Consider the following 19,525-nt stretch of genomic DNA (forward strand, 5'->3'; position numbering starts at 1 on the left):
CTTATTCAAAAAGTCATGAAGAAATTATTATATACTTCAATCTTTATTGCTGCATTGATAAGCCCTAAGATCAATGCCCAGTATCAGCCCAAAAACACTTCTAAGGAAGATCTCAAAAAAGCTCAGGAATGGGTAGACAACACCTATAAAAGTCTTTCTCAGGATGAAAAGCTGGGACAATTGTTTATTGTTGCTCTTTATACAAATAAAGGTGAAAACTATATCAATCAGGTAAGAGATATTGTTACCAATGATAAAATTGGAGGCTTAATCTTAATGCAGGATGATGCAGCAAAAGAAATTAATCTTGTGAATGAATTTCAACAGACTTCTAAAATTCCACTAATGATCGGAATGGATGCTGAATGGGGATTATTCCAAAGAATTGCAAGAGCACATAAATTTCCTTGGGCAATGACACTTGGTGCTATTCAGGATAAAAATCTTGTGTACCAAATGGCAGCAAAAATAGCAGAAGACTGTCATAGAATGGGAATCAACTGGGATTTTGCTCCTGTTGTAGATGTCAATACTAACCCTAACAATCCTATTATCGGTAACAGAAGTTTTGGTTCTGAAGTAGACAATGTCATCAGCTCTGCGCTTTCTTACTCGAAAGGTCTTCAGGATAACAATATATTAGCTGCTATTAAACATTTCCCTGGTCATGGTGATACAAGTACTGATTCACACCTCGATCTTCCGGTAGTTTCTCACAATATGGAAAGACTGAGTTCAATAGAACTGGCTCCTTTCAAAGCTTTGATGAGTGAAGGAATCGGAGGAGTAATGGTAGCCCATTTATATGTTCCTAGCCTTGAATCTGGAAAAGGAATCCCGGCTTCTGTTTCTAAAAATATTATTACCGGTCTATTGAAAGGTAAATTAGGCTATAAAGGATTAATCATTACTGATGCTTTAAATATGGGTGCAGTTGCCAATAAATATAAACCTGGCGAACTGGATGCTCTAGCATTTAAAGCTGGTAACGATATTATGCTTTTCTCTCAGGGGGTATCTGAAGGGAAAAAACTGATCCAAAAAGCAATCGACAGTAAAGAAATCCCCCAATCCAGAGTGGATGAAAGTGTAAAGAAAATCTTATTAACAAAATATTTTTTAGGACTTACTAAATACACTGCAAAAAATCCGGAAAACATCAATGCTGATCTTGATAACAATTCTCATACTACATTGGTTCAAAACCTATATGCTAATGCATTAACTTTAATAAAGGATGATAAAAGCTTACTTCCATTGACAGGAAAACAAGTTTACTACATTCCATTGGAAGAAGCCCCTTATCAGACTTTTTCAAATAAAATGGGAGCTAATATTGTTATTAAAAAAGCTAACGAAATCAATAGCATTCCTGCAGGTTCTACAATAATCGTAGGGCTTCATAAGGATAACTCAACAGCTTATAAGCCTTATAAGATTTCTGATGAGTCCAAAAAAATTCTTGCAAATCTGACAGCTAAAAAACAAAATATAATCCTTAATGTATTTGGCAGCGCTTATGCTCTAAAGGATCTTGATATCTCAAAAATTTCAACTGTTCTTGTTTCTTATGAAAACAATGACGATTCAATGAATGCGACTGCAGAGGCTTTACTTGGAAAAACAAAAATCTGGGGAAGACTTCCTGTTTTAGTTAACGATCAATTGAAAGCAGGAATAGGTATGGACCTTGAGGCAGCAGTTACTAATACAGTACAAAATAATACAACATCAAAACAAAAATAATCTAATGAAAATAGGCATACTTTGCTATCCGACATATGGAGGAAGCGGAATTGTAGCAACGGAACTGGGAATGTCTCTTGCCAATAAAGGATATGAAGTCCATTTTATAAGTTCGGCACTTCCCGCAAGATTAGATATCACCAATCCAAATATTTTCTTTCACAGAGTGAATGTTCAGACCTACCCTCTTTTCCAGTATCAGCCTTATGATATTGCGTTAAGCTCAATGATCTACAGGGTTGTCAACCTTTACAAGCTGGATCTTTTACATGCACATTACGCTATTCCTTATGCATATGCTGCTTTTACGGCAAAGCAAATGTTACAAGAAGACAATAATGACATTCCTTTGGTGACAACACTACACGGAACGGATATTACCCTTGTAGGACAGCATCCAAGCTACAAACACGCTGTAGAATTTTCTATCAATAAATCTGATGCTATTACTTCAGTTTCTGAAAGTCTGAAAAAAGATACTCTTCAGTTTTTCAATATTAAAAAAGAAATTCAGGTAATCACCAATTTTATTGACAATACAGAGTTTGATGACTGCTCAGAATGTCAGAGAACACAGTTTGCCAATCCTGATGAGAAAATATTGATTCACGTATCAAATCTACGTCCTGTAAAGCGTGTGGATGAAGTGCTTCAGATCTTTAAGAATGTAGAAAAAAAGGTAAAATCCAAACTTATCATTATTGGGGAAGGTCCTGATATGGAAAAGGTAAATCAGTTCCTTGAAGAAAACCCGGATCTTATTTCGAAAATCCGTCTTTTGGGGAAAGTAAATGATCTTTATAAAATTCTTCAGCTTTCCGATGTATTTCTTCTTCCTTCCGAGCAGGAAAGTTTCGGATTGGCAGCATTAGAGGCTATGGCAGCTTATACACCAGTGATCAGTTCAAACGCGGGAGGAATTCCTGAAGTGAATATTCAGGGTGAAACAGGTTATTTGGCGGAGATCGGGAATGTAGAAGCGATGAGTAACTATACGATTAAGTTATTAAGCAATGAAGAACTTTTAACCAAGATGAAAGAAAATGCGAAAGAACAGGCTATAAAATTCGATTTGAAAAACATTCTTCCTATCTATGAGAAAATGTATAGAACGACTATAGAAAATTTTAAAAAGGAGTTGACGAAAGTATAATATTTCTATTATATTTATCGTCACACTATGACGGAAAAATTACTTCAATATCTTTGGAACTATAAAGTTTTCAAATATTTTGACTTCAAGGATATTGAAGGAAATTCCGTTGAAATTATACAATTCGGGAAATGGAATAAGGATGCAGGTCCTGATTTCCTGGATGCAAAAATAAAAATCAACGGATTGGTTCTCGCCGGAAATATAGAGCTTCATATCCGTTCTTCAGACTGGATTTTCCATAATCATTCTCAAGATCCCAACTATCAAAATATTATTCTGCATGTGGTTTTTCTACATGATACTGAAATCTCTGAATTTACAGATAAAAGAATTCCTACTTTAGAACTGAAGCATTATATTGATGAAAATGTCATCAGTAAATATGAAAAATTTATTAATGGAGATCAGTTCATCGCCTGTGAAGATATTTTTAATAAGGACAAAATTCCTGTCAACTTTCACGAAGAAAATATTCTGAAAAAATTAGAGGAAAAATCATCAGAGCTTGAGCAGGCTTTAGAAATTCAAAAAAATAATTTCGAAGCCGTTTTATTTCACAGTTTTGCTTATTCCTTTGGGTTAAAAGTGAATGCTCATATCTTCAGACAGATTGCAGAAAGTATTGATTACAGTATTGTAAATAAAATCCGTCAGAATCCTTTACAACTTGAAGCATTACTTTTTGGTATTTCTGGATGGCTGGAGAATGCAGAAGATAACCAGATGAGAATATGGAAAAGAGAATTTGACTTCATTAAAGCAAAATTCAGAATTTCAGATTTAAAATTTCATCCCAAATTTTTAAGACTTCGTCCGCCTAACTTCCCCACGATCCGCCTTTCACAGCTTGCTAATCTTTATTACCAACATCAGAATTTATTTTCAAAAATAATGACTGCTGAAAAGATTGAGGAATTATATGATATTTTTAAACCTATAAAAGCCTCTGAGTATTGGGATTGCCATTTCAATTTCGGAACGGTTTCAAAGCTGCAGTCTAAAGCTTTAAGTAAAGAATTTACAGACCTCATCATCCTTAACACGGTTCTTCCTTTAAAGTACACCTATCACAAGTATCACAATGAAGAAATTACAGATCAGATCATGGAGTTCTATAGAAATATTCCGGGGGAAAAAAATTCAGTCATTCTGCGCTGGAAAAATCTTGGTTTGCCTGTCTCTAATGCTTTGGAAAGCCAGAGTCTTATTTATCACCATAAAAATTTATGTGACGAAAAAAATTGCTTAACTTGCAGTATTGGATTTAAACTTTTAAAAGAATCTTGAAATGCTAAGTAATATTCGTCATAAAATGGAAAGAGAATGGTTTGGTGTTCTGACGAGAACGGGCGCTAAGCTGGGAATTCCTGTATCCAAATTAAGAATCTTCTTTATCTATTCTACCTTTGCTACAGCAGGTTTTTTTTTCCTGATCTATCTAGGTTTGGCATTTACTTTGTGGATTAAAGATATTTTTATTACAAGAAGACCAAGTGTCTTTGATTTATAATTATGGAATTTTTACCGATTACTTCAGCTGAAGATCATAGAGTTCAGGAAATCTATACTTCATATACGACCACTTTTCCTGTAGATGAGCAAAGAGATCAAGAACAGTTTACGGCTTTATTTTCAATTCCGAAAGCAAAAATCATGTCTGTAGTGCATGAGTCTGAAGCTGTAGGTTATCTTATTGTGTGGGAATTAAGCTCTTTTGTATTTGTAGAACATTTTGAGGTATTTGAAGCTTTCAGAAGTAAAAAACTTGGATCTCAAATTATGGGACATTTATTGGAAAGCTATCCCAGAATAATCCTGGAAATTGAACCGGAAGGCTTAAATGAAGACGCTAAAAGACGTTATTCTTTCTATCAAAGAAACAGTTTTGGACTCATTGATACAACGTATGTACAGCCAAGCTATGGAGAAGGAAAAAAATCTCTGAACCTATGGCTATTGGCAAACTATACTCCTGATAATGTAGAGGAACTTAAAAGCGAAATTTGCAATACAGTTTATCTTTAATATAAAACGCCGGAATATTTCCGGCGTCATTTTTTTGTTGAAATCAAATAGGGTTTTAATTGACTTCATATTCTAATTTTATTGTAATACTCGCCTCTTTTTCCTTTGATGAAGTATTGAATGTTCCTCCATAAGAATAATCTTCATTGGAATTCGGAGCCGTAATCTGGATAACTCCCATAGTAGCTTTTTTCAGATTTCCTAAGCTGCTTCCTGAGTTTTCCGCAATTTTTTCGGCACGTTCTTTAGCATCTTTTGTAGCACTGGCAATCATTTCCTGCTTTACAGTAGCTAATTTTGTGTAAAAATAAGATGGTGAAGAGGAAGTAAATTCAATTCCGCGATTAATAATTTCAGTAATATTTCTGGAAAGATTCTCAATTTTTCCTACTTCCTTACTTTCAATGGAAACGGTCTGGGTAAGATTGTATCCGGAAAATTCTCCCTGTACATAATTTCCGTTGGTATCATTATAACTTCTGAACTGCTTCTGAATATCTACGGATGAAAATACAATTTCACTTTGTTTTATTCCTTTTGACAGCAGATAATCGTTAATCACTTTTCTGTCCTGTGCCAGTTCGTCGTAAGCAGATTTCAGATCAAAATTATTTTTAGAAAAACTTCCGGACCATGTAATCAGATCGGAGATAAACTGCTTTGTTCCCAAACCTGTTACTGATATTGTATTCTCAGATTTATTCCTGTTTTTAATAGCATTTCCCAAAAAGCCAAGCCCCAGTACAAACCCCAGAGCTCCTACTGCAACTGCAATAATATTTTTATTCATAAAACATTAAAATTGTGTTTGATTATGAGAATATTGCATCAATTTTTATTCCAAATTTTAAGATTTTCTTAACATTATTAGTAACAAAAATTTATCTGTGAGCATTTTTCAGTCTTTCAAGGAAAAGAGGGACGGTTTCTTCCATTCTAAGCATAACGCCTGATAAGTTCCTTGCTTTTACATAGGTTCTTACCTGAGGTTTTATTAAAAATGAAAATTCTATAAACTCAGAAATTTTATCTGCGGGAATTCCAGCCTGAATAAAATAATCATTGCTGATTCTATTTCTCACCCAGGCAATATGTTCCTGAAGATCATCATATCGGTATTGTCTTTTCTGTTTTCTTGCTTTACCGCTTATCAGATCATAAACTCCCTGTACATTAAGATTTCCCAGCAATATAGGTAAAAGTACGCTTTTCACTTCTGCCGGTTTTTCCCTCATCTTCCCAACAGGCTGCGGAAGTCCTACTGCCTGCCTCACTTGTTCTCCTTTGTCTACTTTTGCTACAATTCTGGAATCCTGTTCTAGATCTCCGGTAAGCTTTTTTACAATCTTTACTTCACCTACATCTTTTGGAATCTGATACAACGTTATCAACAATTGTGGATTAATACCATCAGTAAGCACTCTTTTGGATACCCTTCTGAAGTCTTCTTTTACAAATCTCAGCTCATCACCGGGATTTGCTTCAATAGAAAACAAACCTTGTGAATTGGAAAATATTTTTTTATCAGTAGAAATATTAACAATAGTTACTGCACTCAGGCTTTCTCCATTATCATCAACAATTTTCCCCGTTACAGTCTGCTGAGACAAAAAGAAATTACTACACAGAAAAATAAGAAAAAGAAAAATCTTTTTCCCATGTGCTTTTATATTTCTGAATTCATTACCCACTCCTATTCTTCGAATCTTAAAAATACGAATATTAATTTTTATTTGGGGTTAGCCGGTGCGTTTTGCTATATTCTGTAAATACTTTCTTCAGTTCAGCTTCCAGGGCTGTTTTTCTAAAGTCTTTTCTGTATTTTTTAGATAATTCCTGAGCATCTTCAGCGTAGTAAAGAAATTCATCGATCTGCTCCTCATCCATTCCATATTTTTTTAGAAAGCTTACATCGACTTCATTTTTAAGTCTTGTCATAAAAATTTGATATTCACCATATGTTGCCTTTGTGATTTTAGGTTTGGTAGCTTTATTAAATAATCCTATTGCGGCTCCTATCACCTTTAAAACATCTGCCTGCCCAGCACTGAAATCATGTCCGCTGAACGTTTTTGAAATGGTATTTTTAGGTATTGGCTCATTCAAAGGTCTTTTTAAATATTCGTCCATATCAGACTTTAGGTTTTTCAATTTTTTAGATTCATTGAAACGCTTACTGTCTTTTTCGAGATTTCCGGTGGGTTTAAAGGCAACTTTTACTTCCTGGATTTCAATTTCGTCTCTTGTAAGAATGATCAATAAAGGAGTATTGAAATCATCTTTAGAAATTTTTTTTGTAGATCGATAATATCCGTCTTTTACAAATCTTATCTCATCATTTTCCGAAGCATCAATTGTAAATTTTCCGGAGGTATCACTCAATGTATTGGTGCCTTTTGAAATATTAACAATCAATACAGGGTTTATATTTATATTACTATTATCAGTAACCATCCCTGTAATTTTTTGTTGTGAAAATACTGTACCGGATATTAAAAGCATAGCCGTATACAAACTTAATTGGGTTATTGTTTTCATGGGTTATTTTTGCGTCTGCGGTGCCCGATATGATGAAATTCTTGTGAGTACAAAACGTTGAAATCTATTGAGATCAGCATCACTGCAAAATCCATATTTTAAAATCTTTTTTCTTTCAAAACCGCCTGCCAGAACATAGGAAATAAAATGATCTATAAGTGGTTTTTCTATCTTAAGGTTGGTAAAATATTCCTCTCCCAAGCTAGCTTTGATATACTTTATCAGATCAATATCATCCCATTTATCCTTAACACTTCCAATCACAAAACCTTCACCTTTCGGCTGTACAAACTCGCCTGGTTTTGCAGCCAGTATTCTGGGATCTGATTTCTGTGAAATATATTGGCTTATGTCTGCATTCAGTTTTAAAACTTTTTTAGGTCTGCTATAATTTCTTGAGTCAATCTTCAGATTTCCTGTGATTCCGTTCTTTAGTTCTATTTCAGGAATTTCAATAGTAGCTCGTACAAGATTAATATTCAATGGAGATTGGGTATCTTCCTGAGAAACTCTCCTGCTCAGTCTTTCGTAACCTGCTTTTACAAAACGAAGTTCATCTCCTGCTTTTCCGGAAATCATAAAATGTCCGTCTCTGTTTGATAGCACCAATTCGGATGTTCGGATATTGATTACATTCACATTTTCCATTTCAGAACCTTCAGAAGTAATCCTTCCGAAAATATAGCTTTGCGCTTTTGCCTGAAGAAAAAGAAGAAGAGATAAAATAAAGAATAGTTTAAGTTTCACGGGCTGTTTTTATAAAGCAAAGCTAAAATTATTTTTAAATTATATGATAAGTTTAACCTCACTTAACGCCTTTTAATATTTCTTTTCGGTTTTTGCCAATGAAACTGTTAAATAGCCGGATCAAATTGTTAAAGTTTCTTTTAAATTTTAGCTAACTTGCAGTCTCAATTCTCTTTTTACAATGCAAAATTCTTACACAGTCATCAATGCTTCAGCCGGATCAGGGAAAACATATGCCCTGGTTCAGAGACTCCTGATGATCTGTCTCCGTTATCCGAATCAACAGCAATCGATAAGGAATATTCTCGCACTGACCTTCACCAATAAGGCAGCGAATGAGATGAAGGAAAGAATTTTGTCCTGGCTTGGAAATTTTGCTGCCGGTAATTATGCAGAGAATGCAGATCTTAAGAATATCCAGAAAGCTTTCGAAGAGCAGGGACTTAAAATTACCATTGATGAACTACATAATCGATCTAAAAAGTTACTGGATCACATTCTTCACAATTATTCCACATTGAATATCGGCACGATTGACCGTTTTAATTCAAGATTGGTAAGAAGCTTTTCCTATGAACTGGGATTGGCAAAAAACTTTAATCTAGAAATTGAAGCGGAACCGTTTTTAATTGAAGCAGTAGATAAAATGCTGGATCAGATCGGTGAAAATGAAACGATTTCCAATTCTTTTATGGATTATGTAGATTATAGCCTTGAAAATAATGAAAGGATCAATCTTAATAAAAATCTATATGATTCTGCAAAAGAGTTTGTAAAAGATATTCACTATGAACATCTGAAAAATAACGAAAGTTTTGATGATGCTAATTATGAAGATATAAAAAATACCCTCCGTAAGGAAATCATTCTGAATAAAAAACAATCCGCCGAACTTGCAACAGCAGCAATTGATTTATTCAAATCCAGAAATATTGAGATAGAGGATTTTGCACAAGGAAAAAACGGAATAGGTGGATTCTTTACAAAAGTAATAGACTTTTACCAACAGAAAAGAGCTGGGTTCCCTTTTCCTACCACATTGGAAGAATCTGTGATCAATAATTACAGAAAGGGAGCTTCTTCAAAAGCAAAGCATAAGGAAGCAGATATTTTTGAAATTCTTGATCAGCTTATTGAATGTAGAATGAGATTGATTCTCCTGTATATTGAGACACAGAAAAAGGAGAAAGTTTTATCTGCTTTGCTGCCTTTAAAGGTTAATAAAGATATTCAGGATGAGCTTAAAAAGATTGAGGAAGAAAATGATCTTGTTTTACTTTCAAAATTTAATATTCTGATCAATGAAAACCTTAAAAACGAACCTTCCGCTTTTATTTATGAAAAAGTAGGTTCACAGTTTCAGCATTACTTCTTTGATGAGTTTCAGGATACCTCAGAACTTCAATGGCAGAATTTTGTTCCGTTAAGGGATCACAGTGTTTCATCTGAAAATACATCATTTACGCTGGTTGGAGATCCCAAGCAGAGTATCTACAGATTCCGTGGTGGAGAAAGTAAACTAATGCTGGATATTATCAATAAAAAGGAATTTTCACCCAAGGAAGCAGATCTTCTTGTTTTAAAGGACAACTGGCGAAGTGCAAGGAATATTGTACAATTTAATAATGAATTGTACCGGTACCATTCCGAAAATCTTGAAGAAGAACATAAAAATATTTTCGGTACGGATGCAGAACAAAGTCCCAGATCAAAGATTGACGGCAGAGTAAAAGTAAATTTAATAGAAAATCTTACAAACGAAGAGTTTTATGATGATACTTCGGAGAGTATGCGCAAGGATATTCAGGAATGTCTGAACAATGGCTTTAAGTTTTCTGATATTACGATTCTTTGTCGTGGAAATTTTGATATTTTCAGTTATTCTCAAAAACTGGGTAATTTAAAAGTAAATTATAACGGTGAAGAAACCAATATTAAAACAATTTCTGATAAAGGTCTTACACTGGAACTTTCCAATACACTGAAAGCGGTTGTTGAATTTTTAAGATGGGAAATTAATCCTAAAAATAAAACTTGCCTGATCATGATGATGTATCATTTGAATACACTCGGGAAAATTCAAATGGCAGATTTTACGCTTGATATGCTGGAAATACTGAGTATTGAAAATCATGATGAGATTCTCCAGTTTATTCAGCAGAAATACTCTTTACAGCTTAAACAGGATAATTTCCCAAGGTTTAATCTTTATAATTTTATTGAATATTACATCAATGAATTTTCTGTAGAGAATAAAGAGACTGACTTTCTTCTGAACTTTTTGGAAATGCTTTTCAACTTTACTCAAAATGCTGGGGTAAGTACAAAGGAGTTTTTAAAATATTGGGATGAGGAGGCTTCCTCGTATACCATTCAGGCTTCTGAAAATATTGATGCGATTCAGATCATGACGATTCACAAATCTAAGGGACTAGAATTTCCAATTGTCTTTATCCCTATGATCAATAAAAACAGGGATAGTGAATTCACGAACTGGTTTGAGACGAGTGAAAGTGCTGCTTTAAAATCGGTAAATATAAACCAGTTCAGCAAAAATCTTGAAGTTTATGATGAGCAAATACAATCCTTTAATAAGAAAAACTCTTATAAAAATCTGATCGACAGATTATGTTTGCAATATGTGGCAACAACAAGACCCGTTGAACAGTTATTTTTCTATCTTCAAAAAGCCAATAAAACCTCTAATAATCTGGAGCTGTTAGAATTTATTCAAACAAAAAATCCTGAAAATGCGGATGAGTTTGATCTTTATGAAGTGAATCCTGAAATGTTGAAAAAACATTCGAAAACCAAAAGCTCATCTTTTAAAACACAGAATATTCAGAATCTGAAAAATGTAAATGAAAAGACGACCTCCATCAAAATTGCCACTCCATCCAAAAACTACCAGGTCCGTAATGAAAAAGTAAGAATTGGACTTTTCGTTCACGAACTTTTATCAAAGATCAATACTGAAAAAGATATCAACAAAGTATTGGAAGGATATGCTCTGGAAGGACAGATTACTATTGAAGAGAAGAATGAAATTCAGGCAACTTTGCAGGAAATTATTAAAAAGTATGCGGAGTTTTTTGATGAAAAATGGGAGGTAATCAATGAAAAAGATATTATGATCTCTGAAAATGGGGAAAGTCATATTTCAAGACCAGACCGTATTCTTAAAAGTGAAGAAGGTTATATTATTGTTGATTTTAAAACCGGTGAACCGAAAGATAAGGATGAATTACAAGTACAGGGATATAAAAATATACTGCAAAGGCTTGGCAAAAAGGTGTTGAAGACACAAATTATTTACTTATAGACTTCTCTATTTGTAATCCTAAAAAATATTACAGAATTAAAATAAAAAACAATTAAAATAGAAAAGGTTTGATTATTTTTATTGGCATTACTATTTAACCCATTATGTAATTGAACGGATAAGAATTCAAGGTAGAAAGTTTAACAATTTTCTTAGTAACAAAAAACCATGAAAATATATTTAATCTCTTTTCTCATAAGCATCATCACGATGACTCTTTCCGGAGTTGTCCTGTTTAATATTCTCGATTATACAGATCCACCGGTAACGAAAGAAGGCTTTCGATATATGCCTACAGAAAATATTGTGAAATCTTTTTTGTCAAGCTGTATCATTGGAGCTGTTGTTTTTATATTAGCCATCAGAATACAGAGACAAAGGCAGAATAAATGAATTGTATGCCTTACAATTTCATCTAATTTATCTTTAAAGACTTTAAACTAAAAACATAGATTTAAAATAAAGATCTACAAATCAAAATCATACATCATTTAAAACAAACTTTTAAATAAAGCAGACTAATCGCTCATTTCTATATTAAGTTAAACTAAACTTCAATGATGAAATTGATTTTTACTTATAAAAAAACCGCTGATCTATGGAACAGCGGTTTTTTATTGTTTAAAGTTTTTTAAGCAGTTGTATCCGGAGTAAATACTCTTTGAGATAATTCCTGGTCAAAAAGGTATAATGCAGATGGGTTATCGCACACCATTTTGATCTTTGTTACATATTGAGAGGCACTAGCCTCTTCTTCTACCTGTTCATTGATGAACCATTGAAGGAACGATGTTGTTGCAAAATCTCCCTCTTCGTTAGCATTCTTTACTATGTTGAAAATACTTTTAGTAACTACTTTCTCATGTGCCAATGCTTTTTCAAAAATATCTGTTGCATTTTCGAACTCATGTGGAGGTTTTGGAATCTCTCCGATGATGATTTCTCCACCTACGTCATTCAGATAATCAAACATTTTATCTGCGTGCATTAATTCTTCCTTGCTTTGTACTCTGAAATAGTTGGCAATTCCATCCAGATCTTTACCTGAAAACCATGCAGACATTGAAAGATAATATTGAGCGGCGTATTGTTCGTGAGAAATTTGTTCGTTAATTAATTTTGCAATTTTTTCGCTAACCATAAGTATTAAATTTATATTCAAAAGTAGGGAATAAATGCCCGAAATCAAAAGTTTTACAGAAAATTAATACAGAAAGGATGGAAAAAATCCCATCCTTTACTCATTAAAAAATTAAAATTACGAATTGTTATTTTGCTTCCGGAGTAGCAGTAGTCATCGGCTTTTTCATCATTTTTCTTTCCTTCATTGCCATTCTCTTCTGTTCCATTTTAGCTTTTCTGTCTGCCTGCCATTTATCATATTGTTCAGGGGTAAGAATTTTTTTCATGTCAGCATCCATTTGAGCTCTTTTAGCCTTCATATCCTCCATCTTCGCTTGTCTTACTTCTTTATTCTTGTCAAACTCTGCTTTCATCTCAGCTTTTCTTTTTTCTTGCAATGCTTTTACTTGAGCCACTTGTGATGGATTAAGGTTAAGATCTTTTTGCATCTGTGCCATATGTTCCTGCTCTCTTTGTTGCATTTTCTGTTGCATTTCTGCTTTCCTTGCTTCTCTGTCCTGTGGAGTTGTCTGTTGTGCCATTGCAAAACTTCCCATACCGATAAATGCTATTGCTAAAACTAATTTTTTCATCTTTTAAAATTTAATTAATTGTTATTATATCTTTTGGATTAATCAAAAAACAACAAGTTAAATTAACATATTCATAAATATTGTTAATTTTTAATAAAAATAAATTAAATATAAAGCTAAAAAAAGGACAGATTATAAAAACCTGTCCTTCACACCACTTAAATATAATATATGAAAATTAATTCCTTACTAAGCTTCCTCTGAAACCGCCACCATTACTACGATTTTGAGTTGGAGCGGGGCTTTCAGATCTTTGTTGTCTGAATCCGCCGCTATTTCCATTTCTGAATCCACTGTTATTTTCTCTAGCCGGAGCAGGTTCTTTTCTTACTTCATTATTATTTCTAAATCCACCTCCATTGCTGCTTCTGAAGCCTCTGTTATTATTTGAGTTACCTCTGAATCCATTGTTATCAGAATTATTTCTGAAACCTTCGGAATTATTTCTGAAACCTCCATTATTATTCTCTCCGCGAAAACTTCCGTTTGAGTTTCTGAAACCATTATTGGGTCTGCTTGAACTTCTTATAATCTCGAAAGTAGGATTATCCGCTCTTCTATATCTTGATCTGTCTATTCGGTATACATTGATATTTATGTTTCTATATCTTGGCATTACTGAATATCTTGGTCCATAATATGATCTTCTGTAATTCTGGAAATATACAATAGGACTCGCTCCTCTGTAATAGTTGTTCTGAAATACAACAAACACTCTTGGTCCCATGATTCTTTCCAGAGCATAAAATCTATCATAATACCATCTATCCGGATTATATCTATAGAAATTGTCCCAGGCTGTAAAACTCGCATACAGATTATTCAATCTCATAATCTGATCTACCTGCCATCGGTTTAATCTATTTTGAATAAAGAAACCGTTCCAGTCTATATTTATGATACTATTTCTATAATCATTATAATAACTTTGGTAGTAATCACCTGGATAATAATCCTGAGGATAATTGTAATAATAATCATCAGGAAAATAATTTCTGTCGTCTTCATCGCCATAATAGCCGCCACCATTCTGATAATAACCATCATCTCCCCAACCATTATTCGGATACTGCTGAGCAGACGTCAAAACGCCTAACCCAAAAGCTAATCCCAAAAATATTTTTTTCATCTCTATAGTTGTTAATTGGTTAATATATAACAGAATATCTTAATTCTATCTTTTTGATACAAATAAAAAAAAGAAGTTAAATCCTAAGATTAAACTTCTTTTAAAATATTATTAAACTCCTGATAATCAAGTGTTAAATTTACAACCTACCACTATCTTTAATCCAGTGTGCTATTTTTTCATTAAAGACTTTTTGTTCTTTTAGATCCTCAAGCTTCAGATGCATTCTATAACGCCAGTAATGAGGAAAAACAGCAGGATTGTTAATCCTTTCGTTATCTATTTTACTATTGGTAAGCCTTTCATCCGTTGCCAGAAACTCCTGAATTGGGAAAATTGCCAACATAGATTCATTATAAAGATGTTGCTTCATAATAATTTCTGCCAAATACGGTGTTAATTCCTGAGGCGCTTTTCCATATTGAATCAACTGTTGATTAAAATACTTCTGTGTCAAAGCAGGATCTTCTTTCCACCATTGTCTTAATGTAGAGCTGTCATGAGATGAAGCCGTTACTACATTCATATAATTGGCATTTCTAGGATCATAGAAAGGAATATTTTCAGCAGGCATACGTTGAACTTTAAGCGCAATGATCGCAAGTTCATCCATTACAACTGGTACACAAGCTGGAACCATACCCAAATCTTCACCACAGATCAGCATTTTTGTAGCATTCAGGATCACCGGAAGTTTTTCCATCGCTTTTTCGTACCATAAATGATCTTGTCTTCTGAAGAAATAATCGTGGTAAAGATCATATATATTTTTCTGTTCGGCTTCCGGAAGATATTTATATGATTCTGTACTGTAAACATTGAACCTTGGATGATAAACTGTTTCTCCGTTTCTTTCTTCTGTTAAGAATAAAACATTAGCACAAAGTGAAACCAATTTTTCCTCAAAAAGTCCTAATGTTTTTTTCTTGAAAGAATCTACCAGCTTTCTCTGGGTATTAAACTCTTCTTTGAAGGAATAGGTGCCATCTTCATTACGATCCATAAAAGCAATCGCTTTTTCACTATCTCCTGCAAAATATTTCCACAAAATTTCATTGTTAATAAATGGCTTACAATACCTGTCAAATTTGAACGGAATCTGCCAAGCTTTAAATTCATCCAGCACAATAGGGACAGCCGGATAAAAGTACCCTAAAATTCCTTGTACGGCAGATATTGGCATTCTCCAGATTCTGAAAAAGCCTAAGATATGGTCTATTCTCATTGCATCGAAATATTGTTCCAATGCTTTAAACCTATTTTTCCACCATCTGTAGTGATCCGCTTTCATTGCTTCCCAGTTGTAAGTTGGGAATTCCCAGTTCTGCCCAAGTTCTGTAAACTGATCAGGGGGTGCGCCAGCCTGGAAATCCATTCCAAATAACTCAGGTTCCGTCCAAGCTTCAACTGAATATCTATAAATTCCAATTGGTAAATCACCTTTTAAAGAAATTCCCAAACTGTGAGTATAATCTACGGCATCTTTCAGCTGTACATGAAGCTGATATTGTACCCATGCATGAAGCATTGAAACATCATATTCTTTACTCTTTGTAGAAATAAACTGAAGAATTTTTCCTGCGATATATTTTTTGTGGGTTTTCCACTCGTTGAAATTTGGTGTTTTATACTTGTCTCTTAATACACAGAATGCAGCATAAGGAACTAACCAGTATTCATTATCCTTGATGAATTTTTTAAAGTTTCTATCTTTATAAATCTTTTCTTTTTCTGCGTAGAAAACAGCTTTCAGATATTTCCATTTACCTTCGATCATCTTTTCATAATCAATCAGATCAAGATTGTTTAGTACCTCTTTCTCAGCCTCATACTCATTAACTAATTCTTTCGGTAAAGAAAAATCCAGCTTTTCTAATGAAATATACTGTGGATGTAAGGCGTAAACAGATACCGCAGCATAAGGATATGAATCCGTCCATGAATAGTTTGCAGTAGTGTCATTAATAGGAAGAATCTGAATAATTCCAAGGTTGGTTTCCTTCGTCCAATCGGCAAGTTTTTTAATATCTGCAAATTCTCCTACACCAAATCCTTCCTCACTTCTCAAAGAGAATACAGGAACTGCAACCCCTGCATCATGATACATTTGGTAACCTTTAAATTTGAAGTAATGATTAGAAACAATCTGTAAAACATCTTCCTGCGGATTAGGAGCTGTAAATCTGTTTTCACCCGTTTCTACATCAATTATTCTACCTTCTTTTTTATCGTAAATACAATATTTAAATTGAATAAATTCATCTTCAGGTATTTCAACTGAAGTTTCCCAAACACCAAAATCTGTCTGGTATAAAGGAATTACTTTACCATAATCCCAATTCCCTAAAGAGGTTGTATTTCCAAAAAGAACAATTCTCCAATCACGGTTATAGATAGGAGCTTCAATTCTGAATAAATGGGTATGCTTTTTTAAAACAATAGATTTTTCCGGAGTAAAATCGTGGAATTTATTATAAAGAATTTTATTATTTAAATAGTTTTCAGGAAAATTTTTATTATTCCATTCATCAAAAATTATAAACTCCTTATAATTATGAGGAAAATTAAGATGATGCGATACAAATTCATCTCTTAAAATATTTCCCTTTTCATTCACCACCCGATATTGATAGGAAATGGATTTTGAAAAATAATCCACTTCACATTTCCATAAACCGTTCTCTGCAGAAAACATAGTATGGATATGAGCCGCAGCCCCTTCCTCACTTATGACCAGCTGTAGATTTTCTCCAGCTTTTACAATATATTCTACATTAAAGTATAGCTTCATCTATATTTTTTTATAAAAGTAGTGTTAAATATCGAAAAATAAAACTTCTTGAATATCAAATAATCATTAAAAAACCTTTTCAATACACTGAAAAGGTTTAATGATAAGTCTAATATTTTAGTCTATATTTCTTTAAGGGATTATTCTGTTACCAGAATCTTTTTATTCAATATTATTTTTCCGGATTCATCAGTTATGCTAACGATATATGCTCCTTTAATAAGTTCCTTAAGATAAACTTTCTGCTCCGTAGCACTGTCCTTATTTGATAAATTTTGCATAATTATATTCTTTCCTGAAAGATCATAAACATTAAGCTTAAGATTTCCCTTTATATTCTTATTATGAATCTGAACATTGATAAAATGCTCATCTACTCTCGTAGGATAAATATCTATAATATTTGAAGTATTATTGGAGGAAATTTTATTATTAATAAAATATTTACTGGCAAGATCATAAATGTGAAGGTTTTGCTCTCCAGGTAACTGTTTTGCCTGCAAAGTTGTCAAATCAACCTCATATAGCGGAGATCCTTTTGCACTTGCTACTATTACTTTTCCTTGCTCATTGACAGCAGATCCATTAACCGAATAATTATCCGGAATACCAGTAATTTTACCAAGAAATTTTGCCTTTAATTCTTTAGAGGAAATCTTAAAAACATTTCCTGATGCGGCAAAGACATAAAAATTGTTTTCAGTATCAGCAATCATATCTCCTCCAAAACCAGATTCCATAGCAGTAAAAGAGTTCTTACCATTGGATGGATCATCTTTAACAATACCTAGATCAGTTACAGCATAACGTCCATTTTTTTTACTGATCTGTAAAAACTGAGTTCCCGCATTATTCATCGCATAAATATTGCCATCAAATCCTGCTGCCATCCTTGTAATATGTGAATTGATATCACAAGACGAAACCTTCATTACATCATTTTCAATTAATGTAATTTCCTTTGTATTGGCATTCAGCGTATAAACATTAGAAGAAAACATGGGCATATACACCAAATTATTATTAGAAGAATCATAAGCCAATGCAGCCATTGTCACTGCCTGAGAATTATTGAATGAATTTCTGTCTTCCACAACAACACCTCTACGGCTTTGCGAAAAGATTTTAGACGGAGAATCTGCTGTAAAAATTCTCTCGCCTGAAGTACCATTCATGGTATTCAACACTCTAAAATCGCTGAAATTAATACCTGCAGTATCCTTTCCAGTAAGAGCAAAAAAGTCCTGTCCCTGAACGCTTACACCAAAGAACAATAAAAATAAAGGGAATAAATGTTTTTTCATAGTATGTATATTTTAGTTCATAAACTATTTGATATGACTAAGTTACATAATTTAAAAACTCAAAGAACAAAAAAATTAGATTTGAATAATCTTTATAAAACTTATTTTTAAAACAATTATTTATTGATAAATCTATATCAGATATAAATTCAATTATTATGAGCTGTATCCTGCTATCCACTCATACTCCTCGTGCCTTGACATTCCAACATCAAAGCCTTTGCTCTTTCCAGCTCATACTGCGGGGTAACCGTTACTATCAGGGCTAGGAAATTCGATAAAACTACAGTTAACAAGAATTATTGAACGATATCAATTAAATTCAATAGGAATGGGCTTTAGTTTATTCAAATAAATGTATCGGGTGAAAATTTTTGGGATACAAAATTTACTTTATCCAATTTTGATCGTTCATTATCATTAAGCCATATCTTATTCAAGTATTACATTTTTCTACGCAAAGATTTATTTACCTGCTCTCCAACTTTTAGCGAGCAAAGAATAGAATCAACTTCGTTGATTGAACGAAGCGAATGTATATCCACAAGCTTCATCATAATCAATTGTAAATCGATTTCTTCTTAGCTTACTTAAAAATAAAACGTATTCAAAATAAACTTTGCGTTAAACTTAAATGGGAACAATACAAATAATATTCTCTAGCTCAACTTTTGCTCCTGGTCCAGATTTTCGGATCAAGCGCAAAAGTTGTGGGGCTTAGAATATTTAGATCAGTTTAATTTTAAAATTTAACGCACAGGATTTCTATTATCTGGTGTTGTATTTTAGGAAGCAAAGCTTGAATCAATTGTATTGATTCTTTCTAAGCGTACGCATATCTACATCGCTTCATCAGCGACTTTTGTCGCTTTCTTAGCTCCCTTATCAATAATCAATTCCATCATATCTTTGCGTTTAAATAAAATTTAAGTATAAAGCTTAGAGGAGTAAAAAGATAATTTGTTTTTTTCTTCAGATTAACTAAACTTTTTACTTAATCCACAACTTTTGCACCTGATCCGGGTTACTTAGCTTCCCTTGAGTATATAACA

16 protein-coding genes are annotated in these 19,525 nt (G+C 33.2%); 7 read left to right on the plus strand and 9 right to left on the minus strand.

The annotated features are described in order from the left end of the window. The first annotated feature begins 15 nt into the window (after window positions 1-15). The 5 genes from AC5YGG_RS18235 to AC5YGG_RS18255 are packed head-to-tail and all read left to right on the plus strand — an operon-like array spanning window position 16 to window position 4,927. Window positions 16-1,746 (plus strand): glycoside hydrolase family 3 protein, encoded by a 1,731-nt coding sequence (locus AC5YGG_RS18235; RefSeq protein ID WP_496145858.1) that lies wholly within the window; start codon window positions 16-18, stop codon window positions 1,744-1,746. A gap of 4 nt (window positions 1,747-1,750) precedes the next feature. Then, a complete protein-coding gene (gene bshA, locus AC5YGG_RS18240) occupies window positions 1,751-2,899 on the plus strand; it encodes an N-acetyl-alpha-D-glucosaminyl L-malate synthase BshA (protein ID WP_496145859.1) in 1,149 nt (382 codons plus the stop codon). Between the two features lie 27 nt (window positions 2,900-2,926). Then, entirely contained in the window at window positions 2,927-4,189 is a 1,263-nt protein-coding gene (locus AC5YGG_RS18245; RefSeq protein WP_496145860.1) for a DUF2851 family protein, read from the plus strand. Window position 4,190: 1 nt separating this feature from the next. Further along, the gene (locus AC5YGG_RS18250; RefSeq protein ID WP_034695702.1) at window positions 4,191-4,412 is read left to right on the plus strand and encodes a PspC family transcriptional regulator; all 222 of its coding nucleotides are present in this window, start codon (window positions 4,191-4,193) and stop codon (window positions 4,410-4,412) included. Window positions 4,413-4,414: 2 nt separating this feature from the next. After that, on the plus strand, window positions 4,415-4,927 hold the full coding sequence (locus AC5YGG_RS18255; RefSeq protein WP_496145861.1) for a GNAT family N-acetyltransferase: 513 nt from the start codon (window positions 4,415-4,417) through the stop codon (window positions 4,925-4,927). 55 nt (window positions 4,928-4,982) lie between these two features. Here the strand turns inward: AC5YGG_RS18255 and AC5YGG_RS18260 are convergent, their stop codons facing one another. From AC5YGG_RS18260 to AC5YGG_RS18275, 4 genes are all read right to left on the minus strand, one after another. Next, complete coding sequence (locus AC5YGG_RS18260; protein ID WP_065393441.1) at window positions 4,983-5,717, minus strand: SIMPL domain-containing protein; 735 nt, start codon at window positions 5,715-5,717, stop codon at window positions 4,983-4,985. Between the two features lie 91 nt (window positions 5,718-5,808). Next, a complete protein-coding gene (locus AC5YGG_RS18265; protein ID WP_496145862.1) occupies window positions 5,809-6,537 on the minus strand; it encodes a carboxypeptidase-like regulatory domain-containing protein in 729 nt (242 codons plus the stop codon). 112 nt (window positions 6,538-6,649) lie between these two features. Beyond that, the gene (locus tag AC5YGG_RS18270) at window positions 6,650-7,465 is read right to left on the minus strand and encodes a hypothetical protein (RefSeq protein WP_496145863.1); all 816 of its coding nucleotides are present in this window, start codon (window positions 7,463-7,465) and stop codon (window positions 6,650-6,652) included. A gap of 3 nt (window positions 7,466-7,468) precedes the next feature. After that, window positions 7,469-8,212: a hypothetical protein gene (locus AC5YGG_RS18275; RefSeq protein ID WP_496145864.1), complete on the minus strand. Its 744-nt coding sequence runs from the start codon at window positions 8,210-8,212 to the stop codon at window positions 7,469-7,471. 181 nt (window positions 8,213-8,393) lie between these two features. Between AC5YGG_RS18275 and AC5YGG_RS18280 the strand changes: the two genes are divergently transcribed. Both AC5YGG_RS18280 and AC5YGG_RS18285 read left to right on the plus strand, forming a co-directional pair. Continuing rightward, the gene (locus AC5YGG_RS18280) at window positions 8,394-11,534 is read left to right on the plus strand and encodes a UvrD-helicase domain-containing protein (RefSeq protein ID WP_496145865.1); all 3,141 of its coding nucleotides are present in this window, start codon (window positions 8,394-8,396) and stop codon (window positions 11,532-11,534) included. Window positions 11,535-11,702: 168 nt separating this feature from the next. After that, entirely contained in the window at window positions 11,703-11,927 is a 225-nt protein-coding gene (locus AC5YGG_RS18285; protein WP_496145867.1) for a hypothetical protein, read from the plus strand. 238 nt (window positions 11,928-12,165) lie between these two features. Here AC5YGG_RS18285 and AC5YGG_RS18290 read toward each other — a convergent pair whose 3' ends face one another. From AC5YGG_RS18290 to AC5YGG_RS18310, 5 genes are all read right to left on the minus strand, one after another. Beyond that, window positions 12,166-12,675, minus strand: a complete 510-nt coding sequence (locus tag AC5YGG_RS18290) for a ferritin (protein ID WP_496145868.1) — start codon at window positions 12,673-12,675, stop codon at window positions 12,166-12,168. A 127-nt stretch (window positions 12,676-12,802) separates the two neighbouring features. Continuing rightward, window positions 12,803-13,249: a DUF4890 domain-containing protein gene (locus tag AC5YGG_RS18295; RefSeq protein ID WP_496145869.1), complete on the minus strand. Its 447-nt coding sequence runs from the start codon at window positions 13,247-13,249 to the stop codon at window positions 12,803-12,805. 178 nt (window positions 13,250-13,427) lie between these two features. Then, window positions 13,428-14,378: a hypothetical protein gene (locus AC5YGG_RS18300; protein WP_496145870.1), complete on the minus strand. Its 951-nt coding sequence runs from the start codon at window positions 14,376-14,378 to the stop codon at window positions 13,428-13,430. A 139-nt stretch (window positions 14,379-14,517) separates the two neighbouring features. Further along, window positions 14,518-17,169 carry a 4-alpha-glucanotransferase gene (locus tag AC5YGG_RS18305; protein ID WP_496145871.1) on the minus strand — a complete coding sequence of 884 codons (2,652 nt, stop codon included), beginning with the start codon at window positions 17,167-17,169 and terminating at the stop codon, window positions 14,518-14,520. A 140-nt stretch (window positions 17,170-17,309) separates the two neighbouring features. Continuing rightward, entirely contained in the window at window positions 17,310-18,473 is a 1,164-nt protein-coding gene (locus AC5YGG_RS18310; protein WP_496145872.1) for a T9SS type A sorting domain-containing protein, read from the minus strand. Window positions 18,474-19,525: the final 1,052 nt, after the last annotated feature.

Source organism: Chryseobacterium sp. CS2K3, assembly GCF_059515185.1.

Excerpts from the sequence above, each read along its gene's own strand:
- bshA (WP_496145859.1), top strand. The coding sequence starts at position 1,751 with ATGAAAATAGGCATACTTTGCTATCCGACATATGGAGGAAGCGGAATT.
- AC5YGG_RS18245 (WP_496145860.1), top strand. The coding sequence starts at position 2,927 with ATGACGGAAAAATTACTTCAATATCTTTGGAACTATAAAGTTTTCAAA.
- AC5YGG_RS18295 (WP_496145869.1), bottom strand. The coding sequence starts at position 13,249 with ATGAAAAAATTAGTTTTAGCAATAGCATTTATCGGTATGGGAAGTTTT.
- AC5YGG_RS18235 (WP_496145858.1), top strand. The coding sequence starts at position 16 with ATGAAGAAATTATTATATACTTCAATCTTTATTGCTGCATTGATAAGC.
- AC5YGG_RS18300 (WP_496145870.1), bottom strand. The coding sequence starts at position 14,378 with ATGAAAAAAATATTTTTGGGATTAGCTTTTGGGTTAGGCGTTTTGACG.
- AC5YGG_RS18255 (WP_496145861.1), top strand. The coding sequence starts at position 4,415 with ATGGAATTTTTACCGATTACTTCAGCTGAAGATCATAGAGTTCAGGAA.
- AC5YGG_RS18310 (WP_496145872.1), bottom strand. The coding sequence starts at position 18,473 with ATGAAAAAACATTTATTCCCTTTATTTTTATTGTTCTTTGGTGTAAGC.
- AC5YGG_RS18260 (WP_065393441.1), bottom strand. The coding sequence starts at position 5,717 with ATGAATAAAAATATTATTGCAGTTGCAGTAGGAGCTCTGGGGTTTGTA.
- AC5YGG_RS18285 (WP_496145867.1), top strand. The coding sequence starts at position 11,703 with ATGAAAATATATTTAATCTCTTTTCTCATAAGCATCATCACGATGACT.
- AC5YGG_RS18250 (WP_034695702.1), top strand. The coding sequence starts at position 4,191 with ATGCTAAGTAATATTCGTCATAAAATGGAAAGAGAATGGTTTGGTGTT.
- AC5YGG_RS18305 (WP_496145871.1), bottom strand. The coding sequence starts at position 17,169 with ATGAAGCTATACTTTAATGTAGAATATATTGTAAAAGCTGGAGAAAAT.
- AC5YGG_RS18290 (WP_496145868.1), bottom strand. The coding sequence starts at position 12,675 with ATGGTTAGCGAAAAAATTGCAAAATTAATTAACGAACAAATTTCTCAC.
- AC5YGG_RS18280 (WP_496145865.1), top strand. The coding sequence starts at position 8,394 with ATGCAAAATTCTTACACAGTCATCAATGCTTCAGCCGGATCAGGGAAA.
- AC5YGG_RS18270 (WP_496145863.1), bottom strand. The coding sequence starts at position 7,465 with ATGAAAACAATAACCCAATTAAGTTTGTATACGGCTATGCTTTTAATA.